Origin of the sequence: Pedobacter fastidiosus, from assembly GCF_014306625.1 — a bacterium.
GTDB classification, from domain to species: domain Bacteria; phylum Bacteroidota; class Bacteroidia; order Sphingobacteriales; family Sphingobacteriaceae; genus Pedobacter; species Pedobacter fastidiosus.
The window spans coordinates 1-19,145 of record NZ_JACRYL010000021.1 but is presented as its reverse complement, the minus strand read 5'-3'; the positions used below and the strand labels follow the sequence as shown (position 1 = coordinate 19,145).

The following is a 19,145-nucleotide window of genomic DNA, read 5'->3' as shown; positions in this document are numbered from 1 at the left end:
ATGGCCATGTTAAATAACTATAAACGATATTCTCAATCTGATGAAAGTTAATCCAATTTTATTTTTTTTGATTCTCCTGTTTCCACTTATGCTCTTCGGTCAAAGGCGGGATAGCCTGTTTAAAGCCTCTGATAGCAAAGGAACTGTGAAGCTTCTGGATTCGGCAGTGCATAAGGTCCCAACTGTTGTAAATGGGCAGGTTCTTGATGCATCCACTATGCAGCCGCTCCCCAGTGTTACGGTAAGTTTTGCTGGGGGGCAGGCCACGGTCAAGACCGATGGGGATGGCCGGTACAGCATTATGACCAAGGCAAAGCCTATGCAGCTTAAGTTTTCTTCTGTTGGCTTCAAAACCGTGATCAAGTTGATTACACCAGGTAAGACCCAGACATTGAATATAATGCTAGCGGGAAGTGATAACCAGCTCGGAGAGGTATCTGTCCATGTAACGGGCAAAACGCATTATAAAAATAAGGATAATCCGGCTGTATCGCTCATCCAGCAGGTAATAGACCACAAGAATGCAAATAGCATGCAGAATGCCGATTACCTGGAGTACCACCAGTACGAACGCATTAATTTTTCTTTTTTTGATCTTCCCGAAAAGTTCCTGAAATCGAAGGTTTTCTCGAAATATAAGTTCCTGCTCGATTCCACTATGATGATCGGCGACAGTATAAAAACAGCATTGCCGGTGTATATGGGAGAAAAATATTCGGATGTTTATTCGAGGGAAATGCCTTCGAAGACAATTAGGATACTCAGGGCGCATAAGGAGGTAAACTATAGCACACTTATCGATAGCGCTGCGCTTGATATCTACCTGAACAGGCTTTATGGAAATCCCGATATCTATGCAAACAATATCTTTGTGCTCACCAATCAGTTCCTGAGCCCCATCGCCGATCATGCGCCGGAATTTTACAAGTTTTTTATTACCGATACATTAAAAACAGGAAAGGAAAAGCTTGTTGAGATCAGTTTTACACCCAGAAACCTTGGCGATCTGCTCTTTGAAGGAAAATTGTATATTACCATGGATGGCCGCTATGCCGTAAAATCAGACCTGCTCTCGATCAATAAACATATAAATATCAACTTTGTGCGAAGAATGGATATCAGGCAGGACTTTCAGCAGTATCCCGATGGAAGGTTTTACCTGAGTAAAAGCAATGTTCAATCGGATTTTGGACTGATGAAAAAGAAAGGAACCAAGGTACTGGGCAATAGGGCCGTTTCTTATACCGGCTACAAGCTCCATTCTCCATTAACAGCAGATTTCTATCAGGGAAAAGTGGACCAGGTAGCGTTTTTTTCAAAAGCGGCGGCAGACAAGCCCTGGGATAGTCTGCGTACCGATAGCCTATCTGGGGCTCAAAAACTGGTGTACAGACATATTGATAGCCTCCAGACAATGCCTTCCTATAAAAGGACAGTATGGCTGGCCAAATTCGTAACGGCAGGATATGCCGATATTGTTCCGGTACAGCTGGGGCCAAACGGAAGTTTTTATTCCTTTAATTCGCTGGAGGGAAGTAGGATAAGCATAGGTGGCAGAACCACGAAAGATTTTAACCATAATATTTATCTTGAAGGTTATACCGCATACGGCCTTAAAGACCAGAAGTGGAAGTATTGCCTCGCCACTACTTATGCCTTTAACGGCAATCCGGCCTGGGGCTACCCCAGTAATTACCTAAAGCTAAGCTATCAGTATGATACCGATATCCCCGGACAGAATTTCCTGATTGATAAGTTCCAGAGTATCCTGGGTTCCTTTACCCGCGGCAAAAACGACCTATGGCTGTATAACCGGATATTTAAGGCAAATTATGTAAGGGATTTTCCGGATCATCTCTCTTTTAACATTGGGCTAAAGTACTGGTACCAGAATCCTGCAGATAATCTGGTTTTTCAAACAGGAAAAGGGGAAAGGTTGAGCAGTATCACCACTTCCGAGATTAGTCTGGGCCTGCGTTATGCCCCGTATGAGCAGATCTTTATGGGGTCCGAGAACAGGCATACCATCAAGAGCAAATATCCAATATTCTCCATGCAGGCTGCCTATGGTGCAAAAGGTGTTCTGGGCTCGGGTTATAACTATTTATCCCTTGGTGCAAATATCTACAAAAGGTTTTACCTCTCGCAGCTGGGTTATTCAGATATTACCCTTCTGGGGGGATCGGTACTGGGAAGGGTTCCCTTTCCGCTGCTCTCAATCTTGCCGGCCAACCAGACCTACCTCTATGACAAGAGTGCCTACAACAGCATGAATTTTCTGGAATTTGTAAGCGACCATTATATCGGGCTCGATATCACCCACGCCTTCGGTGGTTTTTTACTAAATAAGGTTCCCCTTATCAAACATTTAAAACTTAGGGAATTCGTTTCAGGCAAGATTATCTACGGCGGACTTAGGGCTCAAAACAATCCATTTTTACACCCGGATCTGTTCAGATTTCCCAGCAGTTCCTCCGGAAGCCAGTCGACTTTTCCACTTGGGAATGCACCTTATGCAGAAGTGGGTTTAGGCATTGGGAACATTTTAAAGGTACTCCGTGTTGATGTAATTAAACGCATCGGCTATCTTAACCATCCAGGCGTAAGCCCGATCGGTCTGCGCTTTACCATCGGTACTGAACTTTAGCATCACATTGGCACCCCTACAGAATTGCCATTTAATTTCGCGCCTAGACCTTGCTCACCTAAAAGGGCGGTTACGATCCATTTATTAATCAATATAAGTTTTGGAAGTTATACATCAGGTTTTTGATTTATCCTGAATATCGATAAACACATAGCAGTAATTGTCAACGATACCGTACGCTAACCTATCTCATCCTTTTCCTATTATTTTTGCTGAAACAGGCCCGTTTGTGATCCCTTTTCTGCTAGGTGATTCTTTACTGTTTGCAAGAGGCGCCTTGATTGCTGGTGATAAAACCGCTGAACATTTTCTTGATGTTCGTTATCCTCTGTGCCGCTGCCATACTTGGCGATGCGCTCAACTATAAACTGGGCAGCCTTTTTGGCCCAGGCGTTTTCAAGGAAAAAAAATACTCAAATTGAAATACCATCTCGATGCGCAGGCATTCTTCAACAGGCATGGGGCAAAGTCCATTGTTTTTTGCCGTTTCAAGACCATATTCCGTACCATAGCCCTGTTTGTTGCCGGTATTGCAAAGATGCCATTTTAAGGTTTTTTACCTATAATGCAATTGGTGGAGTATGCTGGATCCTCATTATGCTCTATACCGGCTATTTTCTGGGCCAGATTCCATGGTTTAAAACCCATTTCGATGTGGTGGTATTGCTCATCATCGGGGTGAGTCTGCTTCCTGCTATCTGGGCTGCCGTTAAAAGCAGGCTACAGCTTAATGAGATACAGGAAGGCCTCAAAGAAATAGATCCCTAACCGGTGCCCGGGAGGAGTGGTGATAATCTGTATAGATAAAGGGCTGCCCAATAATTGGACAGCCCTTCCGTTTAAATTCAAAGCTACTAGTCTTTTTTCTCTTTTTCTTCTTTCTCCACCTCTTTCTTAAGGATTTTGCCATCGGCTGAAACATGAACGCTACAGGTTAGCTTACCTTTTTCAGCCTTCACTTCATAGATCACCGCTGCGTTGGGTTTCTCCACTTTTTCACCATCTTCAATCTTAAATCCCTTAAGTTCTGTTTCGACCGCTTTTACAACTATTGCTGGAAGCTGGGCTTTTTTCATTTCAGTCTCGGTTACTACCCAGTTTCCTGATGCATCAAAGTTCGCTGCCTGTTCAACTGCTCCGTTTTTGAATTCTGCCTCAAATTCTGTTGCATTTTCTTTAGACCATTTAACACCGGTTGCAGCCGGAAATTTTTTGGCAAATGCCGCTTTAACAGCAGGTGGGATGGTAATCGGTTTTGTTTGTGCATATAATGCTCCTCCCAGAAGAGCAACAATTGCCATTATTGAAATCTTTTTCATGTAAATTGATTTTTATTTACACAAATGAACAACCCAATTCTGAGTATTTGCTAAGTTTTTGGGTGTTTAGTCTTGTTTTTTAAAATTTTTAGGGCAAACTTGATATATAACATCGACTGTCCAATAATCAGTTTTGCTCCAGAATTGAACCTTAACTTTAGGGACTAAGCATTCTGATTATGAAACTTTTGATTGTGGAGGACGAAACAGAGTTGGTTTCATCCCTGCTTTCCTTCAGCAGAAAGGAAAAATACCTCGCAGATGTTGCCAGAAACTACCGTGAAGCAAAGGAACGGGTATCTTTGTATGAATATGATTGCATCCTGCTTGATATCAATCTGCCGGACGGCAGTGGGTTGGAGCTTTTAGAATATTTAAAAACAATAAGCAGGAGCAACGGTGTGATCATCACCTCTGCAAGAGATTCATTGGATGACAGGATTAAGGGGCTGGATTTGGGAGCAGATGACTACCTGACCAAACCCTTTCACTTTTCTGAACTCAATTCGCGTATCCAGGCCATTATCAGAAGGAGTAAATTTGGTTCCTCCAGTCTATTGGCATTTAACAACCTTAAGATTGATATTAATCTTAGAACTGTCATGATAGATACCTCGGAACTGGGCCTGACCAAAAAAGAGTTTGAAATCCTCCAGCACCTCACGGCCAACAAGAATAGGATCATCAGCAAGAATGCGCTGGCCGAATATATCTGGGGAGACCATATCGATTCGGTAGATTCTTTTGATTTTCTCTTTCAACACCTAAAGAACCTCAAGCGCAAACTTAAAGCTGCAGGAGCATTACTTGAAATAAAAAGCATATATGGCGTTGGATATCAATTGATCGGATCATGAGGACAATCAGACTGCTCAACCTCACCTCGATTGGTTATCTGCTGATTTTCGGTCTGTTGACGGCGGGCTTTTACTCTGCATTTTTTTTTATTGTGCAGAAAGCAGTGGCAGAAAGCACGGATGAAGCACTCTATAACCGAAAACAGCGGATATTGACCGAAATCACAAAAAATGGGGATAAGTTGCCCAATGACGCCTTTCACTTTACTGATTTTAGACTTTCCAAGGTACCCATTAACTGCAGGGCAAAAGATATGCTCAGCGATACAGCGATTTATGAAAAAGGTGAAGAAGACTCGTATGATTTCAAAAAGCTCACCAGTATAGTTCAAATTGGAGGAAAAAAATACCGTCTGGAGATTGTTGTGCCACAGATGGAAAAGGAGGCCATTGTTTCCAGCATAACAAAAACAATATCTCTGGTTTTGGTACTCATGGTATTCACTTTTGTTATTGCCACGCTCTTTTTTTCGCGTGCGCTATGGCGGCCATTTCACAGAACTTTGTCCAAACTGGATGAATTTCAGGTTGAAGGTAAAGAAAAACTGGAGATAGGTGCCTCGTGGATAGCGGAATTTGATAAGCTGAACAGATCTATTACGCACCTGACCTTAAGGGCCAGAGGTACCTTTGAAAACCAAAAGCAGTTTATCGAAAATGCTTCTCACGAACTTCAGACACCATTGTCTATAAACCAGTATAAACTTGAACAGCTTATCGATGACCCCGATCTCACTCACACGCAGTCAGGTATCGTTCAATCCCTTATCGATTCCAATCAACGGATGACAAGACTGAACAAAATCCTTTTACTGCTGGCCAAAATTGAGAATGGACAATTTCCCGAAAATGAATCAGTCAATATTAAAGCATTGACTGCGGATATTATAAAGAGGTTTGAGGATATACAGACAGCACTGGGAATATCAGTTGATATTTCCAATACCGAGGAAAATCAGTTACTTGGGAATAAAATGTTGATAGACCTGCTCTTATCAAACCTGATCAAGAATGCATTTGTACATAATATTGCCGGGGGAAAGATAATAATTGTGATCCGAAAAAACTGTTTCTCAATTTCTAATAGTAGTAACGGTGCAGAAATACCGTCAGATAAACTGTTCGAACGTTTTTACAAAAGCAGCAACCGAACTGAAAGCTGGGGACTTGGGTTGGCGCTCGCTCTAAGGGTTTGCCGCTTGAATGGCTGGGAAATACACTACAGTTACGCAAATCGGATGCATTCTTTTCAGGTGGGATTTTCTTGAAAATTAAGGTTCTTTGGCCTATATCATTGTTTTTGGACAGATGAAGATAAGCACTTTTAAAAATTGAAAACGATTTCCATAACTTTGGTTACAATCATTTTGAATTAAAAGAATCTTGCCTGGTACTGCGGCGTTTCAGTGAAATTGATGTGACTATAATTTTCTCATCAAGGAAGGGATGTTTCTGTCTCATATATTAATCTGTTAGGCTAAAAAGGTGCGTGGACGGTAACAATAGCAATCAAACAGAGTGCCCGATTGGGCACCCTGTTTGATTGCTTAAAATATCTGTCCGATGCCAAAGAAAAATAGTCTGTCTTCTTTTGAGATCCCATAGTCAAAAAATAAAATAGTGGATTGGTTCCAGGATATTCTTGCGCCGGCACCAAAAGATGTTTTGATATTCTTGAAACTGATGTCCTGCCATCGGTCTCTTACGGTTCCGGCATCGAAAAATGGCGCAATGCCAAATCCAAAATATTGTTTGCCCAATCTAGCCTCAGCCAATCTTGCCCTAATTTCAAAGTTTGCAAACCAAACGGATCTCGCAAGGAACCTGTTGGCTCGATAACCGCGTAAGGATTGCCTCCCTCCAAGACTATTTATACTTCCATCAGGGCTCCATTGGTCCTGAAATTCAAAGAATGGGGCCTGTTTGCCAAAGATATTTCCCGCACCGAACCTTGCTGCAAAAACAGTCCTGGGTCCCACAGGCAGTTTTTTGTAATACCGTCCTTGAAGAAATAGCTTGTTAAAGTTGAATTGAGAACCAATGTATTTGCTTGAGTATTCATTGGCAGCTTCGAAATAAAACCCTTTTGTCGGGTCGGGTTCAAAATCCCGGGTATCGTAGATTAGAGCGGCCTGCAGAATCGAAATCCATCCGCCCTCAAGTCCCGAGATTTTTCCCTGTTGAAAGTCCCTTCTTAAAAGAGAGGTTCCGTTTAAGGCTTTTGTTTCCTGTCCGGTAAGGGGATCGACGGCATCTGTTTCCTTGCCTTCAAACGTGGCGTAGGCAAGGTGCTGGATTTCGTAACCGCCCATTAACCTCCAAACGCCCTTGCCCAGGGCGTAATCTGCCTTAAGATTCAGCATGAACTCTGTTTCCCTAAAGCGGTTCGAAAGTGCGTCGCTCACCATTGATGCCGCCTCGCCGGCCTGGCCCTGCCTTAATGTTTTTCTCGCTACATCAAATGCTTTGTAAGTACCGTATCCCGAACTGCCCATTGGGGCAGAGGGTAGGCGAAGCTCACCTAGGGTTTCTTCGGTTGAGCCAAAATATAGATTAGAAGGATTTTGCTGGGCCTTGAAATCCACCTTAAATCGCCATCTTGATCCTTTATAGTAGGGCACATCAAGTGAAAGTACCAGTTCTCTTGCATTTGAGGTATAATAGGCAGCATTGGCCTTAAACCTCATCAAATATGGGGTATAAGGAAAGAGCAGATTGTCCCGTTTTCCATTCCAATAGATGTTCGAACGTAATCCAAGTCCAAAACCGGTTACCGGGTCGGAGGAAAAATCGGGTATCCCTGTTAAAAAGGTACCTTCTTTTTTCTTTTGTAGATCGCTATCCGACATACGTTTTGATCGGATGAATGATAGTGTATCTTCCGTTTTTTTTAAGGTGTTAATCTGTTGCGCATGCAGTCCGAATGCTGCAGTCAAAAAGAGCAATGTTGCAAAATATTTCATAGGTATCATTTATTTAGGTCAATGATCCGGTAGAAATTGGAATTAATTTTGAATTTTTTAAAAAATGGAGTGGATCAGTCAAAATTGATCGAAAAGAAATGTCTCCCATCTATAAAATGGTAGTCAACCTTCCAATTGTGCCTGATACAGATTTCCTTAATGATTGCCAGACCGAGCCCGCTCCCTGCTTCGCTGCCTGAGGAAAACCGTTTAAAAAGCTGCTCCCTATTTAGCGACACGGTGCCAGAATTGGAAACCGTAAGTGCATTTTGGCTTAGCGTAATGCCGACCGCCCCTAAGTGAATATTGTGACGGATCGCATTGGAGAGCATATTGCTGATCATGACCTCAACCAGCGGCCGGTTCGCAAAACGTATCACATTTGGTAGGATATCCATTTCGGGTCGTCCATCAATAGAGTAGTGTTCCGAAATCTCCAGGGTAATCCTTTCGCTGAGCTCACTGAGGTTTATTTCTGTATGCTCTTCAAACTGATGGTTTTCGATCTTGGCAAGCATGAGCAGGTTGCGGTTTGTTCTTGATATCTTCGAAAGTGCCCAATTGATTTCCTCAATAATCTGGTATTGCCTGTCGCTCACCGGCTCATCCTGCAAAAGAATGTCCAGTTTTCCCTTGATCACAGCAAGTGGTGTCTGAAGTTCGTGTGAGGCATTTTCGGTAAATTCGCGCTGGCCTTTATACACCGTAATCGTATGCTGAATCAATTTTTCCAGTGCCTGGTTCAGTTCTGTAAATTCCACCACTTCAGAGGCCGAAAAGGTTATAGGCTTTTGATGGTTCAGATTGAATTCCTTGAGGTTCTGTAAGGCTACTCGGAAAGGCTTCCAGAGATTTTTGGAAAGTCTTTTGTTGATGATCAGAAATCCTGCAACAAGTATCACAAAGAAAATCAATGTCACGCCTGCAATTGCTATCACAGTTTCTTCGGTTTCCTCCATATTGGTTTCTATGGTCAGCAGAAAGGATTGCCCATTGATTTTTATGGGCCTCTGAAGTCCTCGGAAACGGTCTACTTCATAGCGTTTTAGATAAGGGTTTGCCCTCAGTTCAGTAAATACGCTGTCCTTAGGCCAGCTTGCCCCCTTAAGGGGCTCTAGACTCGTTCCCGGCTGGATTTCGTTCCAAAGTGCAATGCTTCTTTTTAACTCCTTGTCGTCAAGGCGCATTGCATTCAGCTCATGCGCGGTACGCATGGCAATAATATCATTATGCTCGTCGAGTTCTTTTAGCCAGATGTTATCAACTAGATAATAGTAGGCAGGTATACTTGCGGCAAGTACAAAAAGTGCGTAGATGCTGAATGATCTGAGTGATCTGTTTAGAAGTTTCGTCATTTTTCCCATTTATATCCCGTCCCGTAAACGGTTTTAAGATAACTCCCATAGCCACCCTCGGAAAGTTTTTTCTTTAAATTTTTTACATGTGCATAAACAAAATCATGGTTGTCGAACATATCGGCATAATCACCAGAAAGATACTCAGCCAAGGCACTTTTTGAAATTACCTTATTGGGGTTACCTATAAAAAAGAGTAGAAGGCCAAACTCCTTTTTTGTCAGCAGAACCTGATTGCCGTTTACAGTCACACATTTAGAGGGGAGATCTATTTCAATTTCTCGCTGGATAATCCTGTTTGAACTATTAAAGCTTTTTCTTCTGATAACCGAATACATCCTGGCAGAAAGTTCCGAGAGGTGAAAGGGTTTCGTGAGATAATCATCGGCACCTATATGAAGACCTGTAATCTTATCTTCTATAGAATCTTTCGCCGAAATGATAATTACGCCATCTTCATTGCCCTGGGCTTTAATCTCTTCGAGTAATTTTATCCCATTTCCATCAGGCAGCATGATGTCCAAAAGGATGCAGTCGTAATTGTGTCCAATGATCTTTTGCAGTGCACTTTTATAGTCTGGCGCAAATTCGCAGATATAATCTTCACCAGAAAGATATTCTGCTATGCTATTCGCCATAGCTGGCTCATCTTCAATTATCAACACTTTCATTTCTTCTAAACTAACTCTGAATTCTGAATTAATTTAGAAGTTGGAGCTTATTGAAGTGAGCGAGAACTTTTTTTCGAAGCTACGCACCAAGATCTGCGGCGACCCTCTTGAGAATCCCGACAGTTCCCAGATCCAATGAATGAATGTAAAAACCAAAGTAATTGAGCCCCGGCTACCACAGACAAATTTGTCTTGAATTTTTGTTTGTCGTTGCCTTAGTGACTGGTGGAACGGGATCAAATAAATTGGTTTGCCTGATAGATCTCAATGCAAAAGAATTATTGGAGTTTTTTTTGAAGATACTGTTCTATTGCTTAGGAGAGGTGCCTGCTTTTCGTTAATCATAGGTAACAGAGGTATTTCATTACCGTCACCCGGGTGATTGAAGCGACTTTGGCAAACTCATGCTGTTTGTAACATCCAACTGAGTTTTATTTAAGCCAATGATTTATTTTTTTTCCAACGAAACGGATAAAAAGGCTGCGAATATCGCATGCCCCGCTTGCTGCGTACGCATAATGGCATCGCTACGCTCAGCCACCCTTCGGGACTTATAGTACTCCGCCGCTTAAGGGCATTGCGGAATTTCTGGCTTTCTTTTTTTTCGTTTTTTCTTTTGAAAAATTCTTGGGAAGGGCGATTGAAAAGAGAAACAGAAAATAATTTTTTACCTAAAGAATCCGAAAATGGAAATTACAGGAAGATTGACCGCTGACGCAGTGGTGAGGACAGTTAAAGGGGACAAAAAAGTGGTGGGATTTACCATCGCATTAAATGACAGCTACCGCTCGGGCGATGAACGCAGGGAGGTTATCACGTTTATCGAATGTGCCTATTGGCGAAACGAGGGCATTGCCGAATACCTCAAAAAAGGGGGCTTGGTGCAGGTTTACGGACGAATCGGTGTAAATGCCTACCTGTCGGGCAACAATGAGGCCAAGGCCACATTGACCTTTCACGTTTCGGAAATCAAACTTTTTGGCGGTGGAAGTCAAAACAGTTCCATTGCCAAGGGAGCGAAAACTGCAGAACCCGTTAAGGATGACAGGGACAACAGCATGGATATTGATGGCGACCTGCCATTTTAGGCTCTACAAGATTTCATTTCACTTAAAACAGATTATCATGGCGCATAACTTAAATTACAACAGCGAAACAGGAAAACACAGCTTTTTCTCGGTAAGGGAAAAAGCATGGCACGGGTTGGGAACAATCGTGCAGGACTATCCCACATCGGCAGAAGCAATGAAATTTGCGGGGCTCGATTATACCGTTGAGAAACGTCCGCTTTTTACCCTCGATGGTCAGCAGATGAAATTGGGGCAGGAACTTGATTCTCAAGGGATAACCATAGGCTCAGAAAAAGACATCATAGTGCCGAATTATTCCGCTACGGTACGCACCGATAACGATGTGGTTCTGGGCGTGGTCGGTAAGGATTACCATGTGGTGCAGAACATAGATGCATTTTCATTTTTTGATGGCATCGTGGGCGGTGGCGAGGGCATCATGTATGAAACTGCGGGCGCACTCGGCAAGGGGGAACGCATCTTTATTACCGCCAAACTTCCATCTTATATCCGTGTGGGCAAGGATGACCTTATCGAACAATATCTGTTCCTCACCACTTCGCACGATGGTTTTGGTAGTATCACCGCCGCATTTACACCCGTGCGCATTGTCTGCAACAATACCCTAAATGCCGCAATGAAAACCGCACGCAATGCAATCAGAATCCGCCATTCCTCGGGCGCATCCGACAGGCTCTCACAGGCGCATACCCTTATGGGCATTTCCAATAAACTTGGCATAGAGATGGAAGAAATCTTTAACCATTGGGCAAAGGTTCGCATCACCGATACCGAAACAAAAAAACTCATTCAGCTTGCAATGGCACCAAACAGGGAAGTCCTGTCCAAATTGGAAAAGGGCATCGACGACGAAGCTTCCGCATGTTACCGGAACATCGTGGAAGAGGTGTTCAGCTATGCAATGGGCAATCCCTCCCAAAGTTTGGAAACGACCAAGGGGACGGTCTTCGGTGCTTACAATGCGGTAACGGGTTATTTTCAGAATGTAAGGAAGTTCAAGGACAGCGATGCGAAATTTCGCTCCATTACAGAGGGGACAGCCAAGTTAAGGGCGCAGACCGCATTTGATCTCTGCACTTCTTTTTCCAAAAATAATCAGCTCGCATTATTGTCCAATTAGTATTTCGGGGCAGGTTTTTCTGCCCCTTAAAAAAAATCACCATGAGTATCTTATCCGAACATACCGAGCGGAGAGCCATTTTGGAAATCGCCAAAGCCCTCCGTCTTTTTGCCCGTTTTGATTTTCTCCTGCTTTCCGCAGAAGATGCACACCGATTAAGGGAGGCAGAAAACCTGCTGAAATCCATTGTTGGAAACAATGGCTACACCGCCCGTTTTTCAAAAAGGCGTGGCACAAGTATTTTGAAACTTAAATCTTGAATATCATGAAAACGAATTTTTTTAGGATGCTTGACCGTCTGAACCCCACAGGCGAATGGAAAATCTGTATCGCAAGAAAGGACAGCCAGATGATCCTTTCTGTTCTCTTGCTAAAAGGCGAGCATGGAAGCAATATTCCACCAATGGTGTTTTCGGGGCTTCCCGAAGAACTTGACGAGGGGTTTTACCCCGCTATGGAAAAGCCTGTCGGGCAGGTCACCTCACTTTTTGTCAACCTCGCAGAACATGCCCAAAGCCTTGAAGAGGCAAAAAAGGCAATAAGGGACAGGGCAGGGGCAAAGCCTGCAAAAAGCACCGATGGTGCAGATGCCCTTGGAGATAAAAAAAATGCCTTTGAGGATGCCATGAAAAACGTGCAGGAACTCAACAGTGCCTGCAGGTACTCGGATGCAATTTCGGCATTGCCTGCTGAAACAGATTACCCCGATAAAAAAACAGAAATTGAAAAATTAAGGGCAGAACTTGAACGGAAAGCCGCACAGCTTAGCCTGCTTTAAAAACAACAGATATGTTATCCACCACGATATTAAAAAGGGTTTTCCTGCACAAGGTGCGGGAAAACGAAATGACCCTCGCTGACCCGAACCCCTCGCTGTCCCCACAGGAAGTACTGAGTTTTTATTCGGGAACTTACCCCGCACTCACCACCGCAAAGATTGAGGGACCCGAGATTGCAGATGATGCGGTACAGTACCGTTTTCAGACCACCCTCGGGACAAAAGGATAAAACCCATGAACCAAAAAAGAGCAAAATGTACAGCAACCAAACCATACAGTCCCCAATGGTACAGACACCAGAGATTGGGCAGTTTTATAGAAAAAATCGACCGACCGAAAGATGCTTCGCAGTTGACCGGAATACCACAGAGCCACAGGCCAAAGCCCTCGCCCCTGGGATTTCAAGACCTGCTTTTCTAAGCAGGGCGCATCCTCCAAAGATTGGGAAATTTCTGCCCGAACTTCGGGCTTATGCAAGGATAGAAAGGGAATTTAAAACCTCCCTTTCCAATCTGTGTGCGCTTTACGATATAAGTGAACCTGAAATGGGCGGAATTTTTCCGATGAATATCTCGGGAGCATTTGAAAAGGTAGCCGAGGCGTTAAGCAATAGCCACGGGGAAATCAAGCCAAAGATTATGCAGGACAAATCGGGAAAAGTATGCCTTGCTACCCAAAAGGTATTCGATACCCGAATGACGCTCTACTACCTGCCACTTTGCTCCTTATGGGAAATGATGAAACAAAAGGACAAAAAGAGTGAAACCGCCCTTTTGCTTTCCGTGCTGTCCTATCTCTTTCAGATAGCAGGTGTTCCCCATTTTGCCGAGACTTACAGCTACCTCGATGGTATCTATGAAATGGTAGCGGAATGGAATGATGAACAGGAGCAGGATGAAGTGGAAGAGCCTGATGCGGAATTTATAGCAGCCCATTTTTCCATGATGAACGAGGCGGGGATAATCCTGCTTTCGCAGATGAACAGTCCCAAAAACCTCGCTCGGTTTCGGGGAAGGGTCAAGCGGTTTAAGCCCAAAAACGCACAGGGGAAAGCCCTGCTCAACTGCGCCAAAAATGCACTGCAATTATTCCGTGCTTTTCCTGCCCGCTCCGTGATGGACAACATGGCAATCCCTGCATTGGAAAGCGAAGAGGACAGCTTCATCCGCTCCGAGCAGTACATGGGTTTTTATTGGAGCAATAAGGACTGCGTCATTGACAGCGTGATGGAATATGTAAATGCCGAACTGAGTGAACTCTGCGAGATGGAAGAGCCTGTCAGCGTTCAGTATTTTGATTGTCCGCAGGATAGGGAATCCCATGACTTCACTTTTGAGGAAAAATTCTTCGCCCTTCTAAACGAGATTACCGACCATTTAACTGACCTATCATGAAAGATATTACAGACCTGTTTTCGGAAGCCTTTCTTCCCGTAAAGGCACTGCTATTTTATAAATCCACAAAAGACCAGTCCTTTTATGTAGAGAGCCATGACCTTGACAAAACAGGGGTAGCAACAAATGTGCATCCCCTCAATGAAAGGGAAAGCCTTGACCTTGGCTCAAAACTTCGGGCATCCGAGGATAAGGCAGATGGCTTCTTGAACCACAAAGCCCTATTGCCCGAAAACCTGCTGTGGTATTCAACACAAATCGATGGAGGGGCAATGTGGTACACCCAAAAAATGCGGGTCAGCCTTTTGTTTACCCCTGCACTTTCGATTCCCGATGGCTTGGCCTCTATACCACCGCTTTTGTGGAAAGCATCCAAAACAGGTTTACAGGTTTGGGCTTTGGAGAATGGGACAAGACCGCAGGCAAATACCATCCTTTGCCTTGCGCCATTCTTCAATGTTTATGCCGATGGGTGTGTCTGCATGGGCAACGTGAGCATCCATATTTCAAGGGATTGCAGTCTGTTGGATTTTATGGAATTATGGACGAAATATTTTTTTGCAAGTACGTTCTCCCATCTCTTGGTGGATAAATCGCCCGTTAAGACCAACATCGTTCAGCTCTGGCAGAGCCTTGTCGGCAGTGACAGAGCTTTCCCGATGAACCAGCTAAAAAAATCAAAATCAAAACTTTCCGATATAAGCTTATGAAAACCATCAAGGAGAAAATCCATATTGTTGCGCCCTATCTGCTCAATCCCACAAATGCTGTTTCGGTAAACCTAATTGGCGCAGGGGGAACAGGCTCACAATTGTTGACCGCACTTGCAAGGATGAACTATGCCCTTAACAGCTTGGGGCATGCAGGCTTGCAGGTCACCGTTTTTGACCCCGACCAAGTGGAAAATGCCAACCTCGGCAGGCAGTTGTTCTGCGGGCATGAGGTCGGAATGAACAAGGCCGTGGCAATTTGCAATAGGGTCAACCGCTTTTTTGGGACAAACTGGAAAGGCATTGCAGGGAAATTTATGTATGAAAACGAGGATGACCGTAAAAATCAGTTTATGGCGAATATTACCCTTTCCTGTGTAGATACCGTACAGTCACGCCTTGAGATCGGTGAGGTTTTGACCAAACATTCCAATTGTCAGAGGAAAAGGGACAGCCCAATGTATTGGATGGATTTTGGCAACACAAAAGATGCAGGGCAGGTCTTGCTCTGCTCTATGCGAAACATTATCCAACCGATATCAAACACATTTGAAACGGTTTCCGCTCTTCCTGCATTCCTTTCCGAGTTTGAAGCCCTGGGTATTGCTGAGACCAACGAGCCGAGCTGTTCCCTTGCGCAAGCACTTGGGAGACAGGATCTTTTTATTAATTCCTCACTTGCCAATCTTGGGGCATCCCTGCTCTGGTCAATGTTCCGTGAGGGTCTTATCAAATACAGGGGATTTTACCACAACTTAAAGGATTTTAAAACACAGCCCATAAGATTATGAAAATTGTTGATTTGGAGGGAAGTACACTCACAGTAACGGATTTGAAGTAAGCCATCCGACAGGCGGATATTTTCAGGCATTTGCGCCATAAAAACAACAGATTTGAAACATTGGATAAAAGATTAATAGCCTATTGGGAAGATATATATCAGAAATTAATTAATAATAAAGGTTAACTGTCAGCCAAATTTGGCCGTCCTCCGGACGGCCCGAAAGCCTCGCGTTCTTCGAACACTCGGCTAGGACTTTCTTTAATTTCAATAAATTCGGATAATGTTGAAGCTATCTTGCTAACTTAAGCGGTTAACTTGATTAATGTCATCAAAATTATTATATGTACCCATTTTCGTGAAAGTAAATTTCTACTGATTTGCAGTTATTACGTTCGAACAACATTGAGCATGTTTTCTATCCGATATTCATCAAGCAATTGCCCGGGTGACCACTTGATATTCAGCAATGAACTCAATAAATCATAGTATTAATAGGACTTGAAGTACCAAAATGAATTAATAAACTTAAAAATGCCGTTGTGTTTTAAGCTTCTTACTGTTTTATTATGCAACGAATTCGTCTCCAAATCCGAAAATTAACGGATTATTATTTTCTGCGTGTCATCCATGTATATAGTTTATTTTGATTTGCTTAGGTGCTATGGAAACTGTTGGACCTAAGATAATGTTCTACTGTTAATGTATAATTGAAGTTTAATATTAATGTATTATTAGGTTTGGCATCTCTCTCAAGCGAGGGAATAATATCATCTTTAAATATGGGGCTTCAAATATCGCGTTGTATACATTGTTTAAATGGGTTGGCTGGATAAGATTGAGATATTGTTCGACCTGTATATTATTGTCGCCAGCGAGTTGTTGAGGTTGTCCAGCTTTTGTTCCCTACTGGGGGGACTGGCCCCTTGATTTTACTTTTTAGCATGTCGTAAAATCATTTTCTATTTTTATCAAGATTGTATAATTACGATTGGTTAGAAGCTGGCATAGTAAAAGGAGATTTTAAGGGATATAATAGAGGTTCTGATAATTGTTCTGCCACACCTCGACTTTGATAATTTTACTTGTGATTCGATACAGCCCTATTTTGTAGAAGTAGTCTACATACTCTTCAATATTGGCGATTGTCTTGGGAAAATCGTAATTTTGATTGGATATCTTGATCATATCATCTTCGTAAGGTGTAATCCATAACGCCTTTGAAATGTTTGTATTTAAATACCAAAGGATAAAATAGTTATAGGTAGTGGGGAACTTGTGTGCAAGGTCGAAGACATTACCAATTAGAATAAGCCTGTTAATTTGTTTTTTGATCGCATTTGTTGGATGTTTGTTATCTGTTCAAATTCTGTTCTGGCTTTGAATATTTCCACATATTCCGCCCCCAATTTCTAATATTTTCAGCTTCTGCAAATTTTAAATTGTATCCTCTCGTGTCACATATCGATTTTCCACCAGGTGCTATATAACTTGATGTTGCAATAAGCCCAGTTGTGGCATTCTCAAACAGCACGTCAGTGTAAAAAGATTTAACAGTTTCAATCGATACTTTGTTTTCAGCTTTGTACCTTTTGCATTGGATCAGCATATGTGGCGCTGTGGTTTTGGAGGTATCGCTAAATACCCTTATATCTACACCCCCGTCATTTGACCCAGGCCCCAATATCACCTTGTAGCCTTCACGGCGAAAATACTCAGCACAAAAACGCTCGAAATTACGCCAATGTATCGTTTCAATCTCGTGCCCGTTGACTGCGAGATAATCCAAGAATTTTTGCTCAAGAAAAATGTTTTCGTTTTCAGAATTTATTTCGCAGTTAAATAAGTCTGAGAGTTTACTTGCTTTATCCCATTTTTTTGAGCTAGGTATAATGCAACTTTCATCACACCGTTCGTAACCAATATTGGCCATAGCCCTTGAAATCTCAATAGGCAGTTTTTTCTCCTTATGTATCCGCCTAGCGATTTGTTCCGGACTAAAATTGATGTTCTCTTGAAGAAGATTATTTACCAGAGATGTTGAAATACCAAGACTGTGGATATCCCCAGTCTTTTGAAGATACTCTTTCATGACCTGGTAATCTTTTCGGGTTTGAGATTCCGTAGGCAGATTCCCCACACGTTTTCTAACATACGTAAACATGCTCTCAATATCCTCCACACGTATTCTAACGAATTTTTTGAGATCATCCTTTTTTAAGTAATCCTGATCAAATGTTTCTAAAAGTATTTTTTTGAAGATTTCCCTGTCGATTAGTAATCCCGCCTTAATTCCAACATATTCCGTAGCCGCGTCATAAAAGTCGCGCAGACTAAATGTAACTGCACTCATGTTTTTTATTTTGAATGTATTAAAAAATTCTATAATAATAATAACTTATCGTTTTATAGGGATATATAAATAGTTATTTGTGTACCTTATTTTTAATATAAATTTAGGTTTCGCCTTTTATCATTTTCTGATTTTGATTAAAATCAGTTCAAATTCACCTCTCAAACCGAAAAGCTATGCCAACCAGTCGGAATCGCAAAAAGAAAAAAACAGTTAGGAAAATCAAATTGCCCTCTCTGGAGAAGCTTAAGGAAGAAATGCGTGCAAAGGGTTATGCTCCAGATCCGATTAAAATGAGGTATTTTGAAGCTGAGTTTGATGGTCACGGGGATAGCACATATCAGGAGCGTCTCGAAGGACTTAGAGCTGTAGGAAAAAAAGCAAACGAGGAATTTCCTGAAAAATATAGCAATATTCAGAAATGGTTTGAGCGCTACGATCAGCCACAGCTACTCTCTTTTTCTTTTTACTATTTTATGGTTTCTCCTGCAGGCTATGATGAAGAGGCTGTAAAGGGCTCACTTGAATTCCCTCCCTACTATCAGGAGCTTTTGCAGGCTTTTGCTTTAGCGCTTCCTAGAAGCTGCCAGGGGCGTCCGATGTCGGAAGAGGCCGAGCAGTTCAAAAAAGATCTGAAAGAAATAGGAGAGCTAAATAAACTTAAACACTTCAATTTCCCAGCCTCTGTCGTTTCAGCTGAGGAACTTCCGTCCCATCTTCTCCGTACCGAAATGATGATGCATACCACGGCTGTACGCAATTGGTCTTATGATCACAAGATGAAAGCGGTTACACTTGCACTGGCTGAAAGGCTTTCTGCAAATTTTATTTCAGTCAACGGCTTTCATCCGGTATTGTTCTTGAAATTAATTTACAGAATGACTGAAGAGGTGGAAGAGCGTATTAACGAACACAGGCTTAAGACTATGGAAATTATGCGACACAAGCAATACGATAAATTAATAGACTGTTATGAAGCGAACTTTCCGATAAAGCATTCAAATGTTGAAGAGAGGAAAAAGCTCTGGGTGGATAAACCGCTTCAAATTGACCCCTCTTCGCCAATCTAAAAAGTTCCCCTTAGCCGAGTTAATTTGATAAGGTT

Annotated in this window: 18 protein-coding genes; 13 read left to right on the top strand and 5 right to left on the bottom strand. The window is 42.6% G+C overall.

The window, feature by feature from the left end; translation table 11 throughout:
* Nucleotides 1-40 precede the first annotated feature (40 nt).
* Nucleotides 41-2,647 (top strand): DUF5686 and carboxypeptidase-like regulatory domain-containing protein, encoded by a 2,607-nt coding sequence (locus H7U22_RS18785; RefSeq protein ID WP_187072883.1) that lies wholly within the window; start codon nt 41-43, stop codon nt 2,645-2,647.
* 351 nt (nt 2,648-2,998) lie between these two features.
* The gene (locus tag H7U22_RS18780) at nt 2,999-3,415 is read left to right on the top strand and encodes a DedA family protein (protein WP_248284802.1); all 417 of its coding nucleotides are present in this window, start codon (nt 2,999-3,001) and stop codon (nt 3,413-3,415) included.
* A gap of 86 nt (nt 3,416-3,501) precedes the next feature.
* Here H7U22_RS18780 and H7U22_RS18775 read toward each other — a convergent pair whose 3' ends face one another.
* Nucleotides 3,502-3,966, bottom strand: coding sequence for a PepSY-like domain-containing protein (locus H7U22_RS18775; RefSeq protein ID WP_187072882.1), 465 nt, complete (start codon nt 3,964-3,966; stop codon nt 3,502-3,504).
* 179 nt (nt 3,967-4,145) lie between these two features.
* On the opposite strand from H7U22_RS18775, the gene H7U22_RS18770 reads away from it, so the two are divergent.
* Nucleotides 4,146-4,823 carry a response regulator transcription factor gene (locus tag H7U22_RS18770; protein WP_187072881.1) on the top strand — a complete coding sequence of 226 codons (678 nt, stop codon included), beginning with the start codon at nt 4,146-4,148 and terminating at the stop codon, nt 4,821-4,823.
* Nucleotides 4,820-6,091: a sensor histidine kinase gene (locus H7U22_RS18765; RefSeq protein ID WP_187072880.1), complete on the top strand. Its 1,272-nt coding sequence runs from the start codon at nt 4,820-4,822 to the stop codon at nt 6,089-6,091. The genes H7U22_RS18770 and H7U22_RS18765 overlap by 4 nt, the downstream gene beginning before the upstream one ends.
* A gap of 279 nt (nt 6,092-6,370) precedes the next feature.
* On the opposite strand, the gene omp85 is transcribed toward H7U22_RS18765, so the two are convergent.
* The 3 genes from omp85 to H7U22_RS18750 form a co-directional block, all read right to left on the bottom strand.
* Nucleotides 6,371-7,786: an Omp85 family outer membrane protein gene (gene omp85, locus H7U22_RS18760; RefSeq protein WP_187072879.1), complete on the bottom strand. Its 1,416-nt coding sequence runs from the start codon at nt 7,784-7,786 to the stop codon at nt 6,371-6,373.
* 74 nt (nt 7,787-7,860) lie between these two features.
* Entirely contained in the window at nt 7,861-9,141 is a 1,281-nt protein-coding gene (locus H7U22_RS18755; RefSeq protein ID WP_187072878.1) for a sensor histidine kinase, read from the bottom strand.
* On the bottom strand, nt 9,138-9,812 hold the full coding sequence (locus H7U22_RS18750) for a response regulator transcription factor (protein ID WP_187072877.1): 675 nt from the start codon (nt 9,810-9,812) through the stop codon (nt 9,138-9,140). The genes H7U22_RS18755 and H7U22_RS18750 overlap by 4 nt, the downstream gene beginning before the upstream one ends.
* 686 nt (nt 9,813-10,498) lie before the next feature.
* Between H7U22_RS18750 and H7U22_RS18745 the strand changes: the two genes are divergently transcribed.
* Genes H7U22_RS18745 through H7U22_RS18710 form a run of 8 tightly spaced genes read left to right on the top strand, consistent with a single transcriptional unit; the run spans nt 10,499 to nt 15,697 of the window.
* On the top strand, nt 10,499-10,900 hold the full coding sequence (locus H7U22_RS18745) for a single-stranded DNA-binding protein (RefSeq protein WP_187072876.1): 402 nt from the start codon (nt 10,499-10,501) through the stop codon (nt 10,898-10,900).
* A 37-nt stretch (nt 10,901-10,937) separates the two neighbouring features.
* The gene (locus H7U22_RS18740) at nt 10,938-12,023 is read left to right on the top strand and encodes a DUF932 domain-containing protein (RefSeq protein ID WP_187072875.1); all 1,086 of its coding nucleotides are present in this window, start codon (nt 10,938-10,940) and stop codon (nt 12,021-12,023) included.
* Nucleotides 12,024-12,064: 41 nt separating this feature from the next.
* Nucleotides 12,065-12,283 carry a hypothetical protein gene (locus H7U22_RS18735; protein ID WP_187072874.1) on the top strand — a complete coding sequence of 73 codons (219 nt, stop codon included), beginning with the start codon at nt 12,065-12,067 and terminating at the stop codon, nt 12,281-12,283.
* A 5-nt stretch (nt 12,284-12,288) separates the two neighbouring features.
* On the top strand, nt 12,289-12,801 hold the full coding sequence (locus tag H7U22_RS18730) for a hypothetical protein (protein ID WP_187072873.1): 513 nt from the start codon (nt 12,289-12,291) through the stop codon (nt 12,799-12,801).
* Nucleotides 12,802-12,812: 11 nt separating this feature from the next.
* Complete coding sequence (locus tag H7U22_RS18725; protein WP_187072872.1) at nt 12,813-13,031, top strand: PRTRC system protein C; 219 nt, start codon at nt 12,813-12,815, stop codon at nt 13,029-13,031.
* Between the two features lie 55 nt (nt 13,032-13,086).
* Nucleotides 13,087-14,196 (top strand): hypothetical protein, encoded by a 1,110-nt coding sequence (locus tag H7U22_RS18720; protein ID WP_187072871.1) that lies wholly within the window; start codon nt 13,087-13,089, stop codon nt 14,194-14,196.
* Nucleotides 14,193-14,906 (top strand): PRTRC system protein B, encoded by a 714-nt coding sequence (locus tag H7U22_RS18715; protein WP_187072870.1) that lies wholly within the window; start codon nt 14,193-14,195, stop codon nt 14,904-14,906. The genes H7U22_RS18720 and H7U22_RS18715 overlap by 4 nt, the downstream gene beginning before the upstream one ends.
* On the top strand, nt 14,903-15,697 hold the full coding sequence (locus H7U22_RS18710; RefSeq protein WP_187072869.1) for a PRTRC system ThiF family protein: 795 nt from the start codon (nt 14,903-14,905) through the stop codon (nt 15,695-15,697). Before H7U22_RS18715 ends, H7U22_RS18710 begins: the two co-directional genes overlap by 4 nt.
* A gap of 1,344 nt (nt 15,698-17,041) precedes the next feature.
* Here H7U22_RS18710 and H7U22_RS18700 read toward each other — a convergent pair.
* Nucleotides 17,042-18,040, bottom strand: coding sequence for a restriction endonuclease (locus tag H7U22_RS18700; RefSeq protein WP_187072868.1), 999 nt, complete (start codon nt 18,038-18,040; stop codon nt 17,042-17,044).
* Between the two features lie 176 nt (nt 18,041-18,216).
* Here H7U22_RS18700 and H7U22_RS18695 point away from each other — a divergent pair, with 176 nt between their 5' ends.
* Nucleotides 18,217-19,110: a hypothetical protein gene (locus H7U22_RS18695; RefSeq protein ID WP_187072867.1), complete on the top strand. Its 894-nt coding sequence runs from the start codon at nt 18,217-18,219 to the stop codon at nt 19,108-19,110.
* Nucleotides 19,111-19,145: the final 35 nt, after the last annotated feature.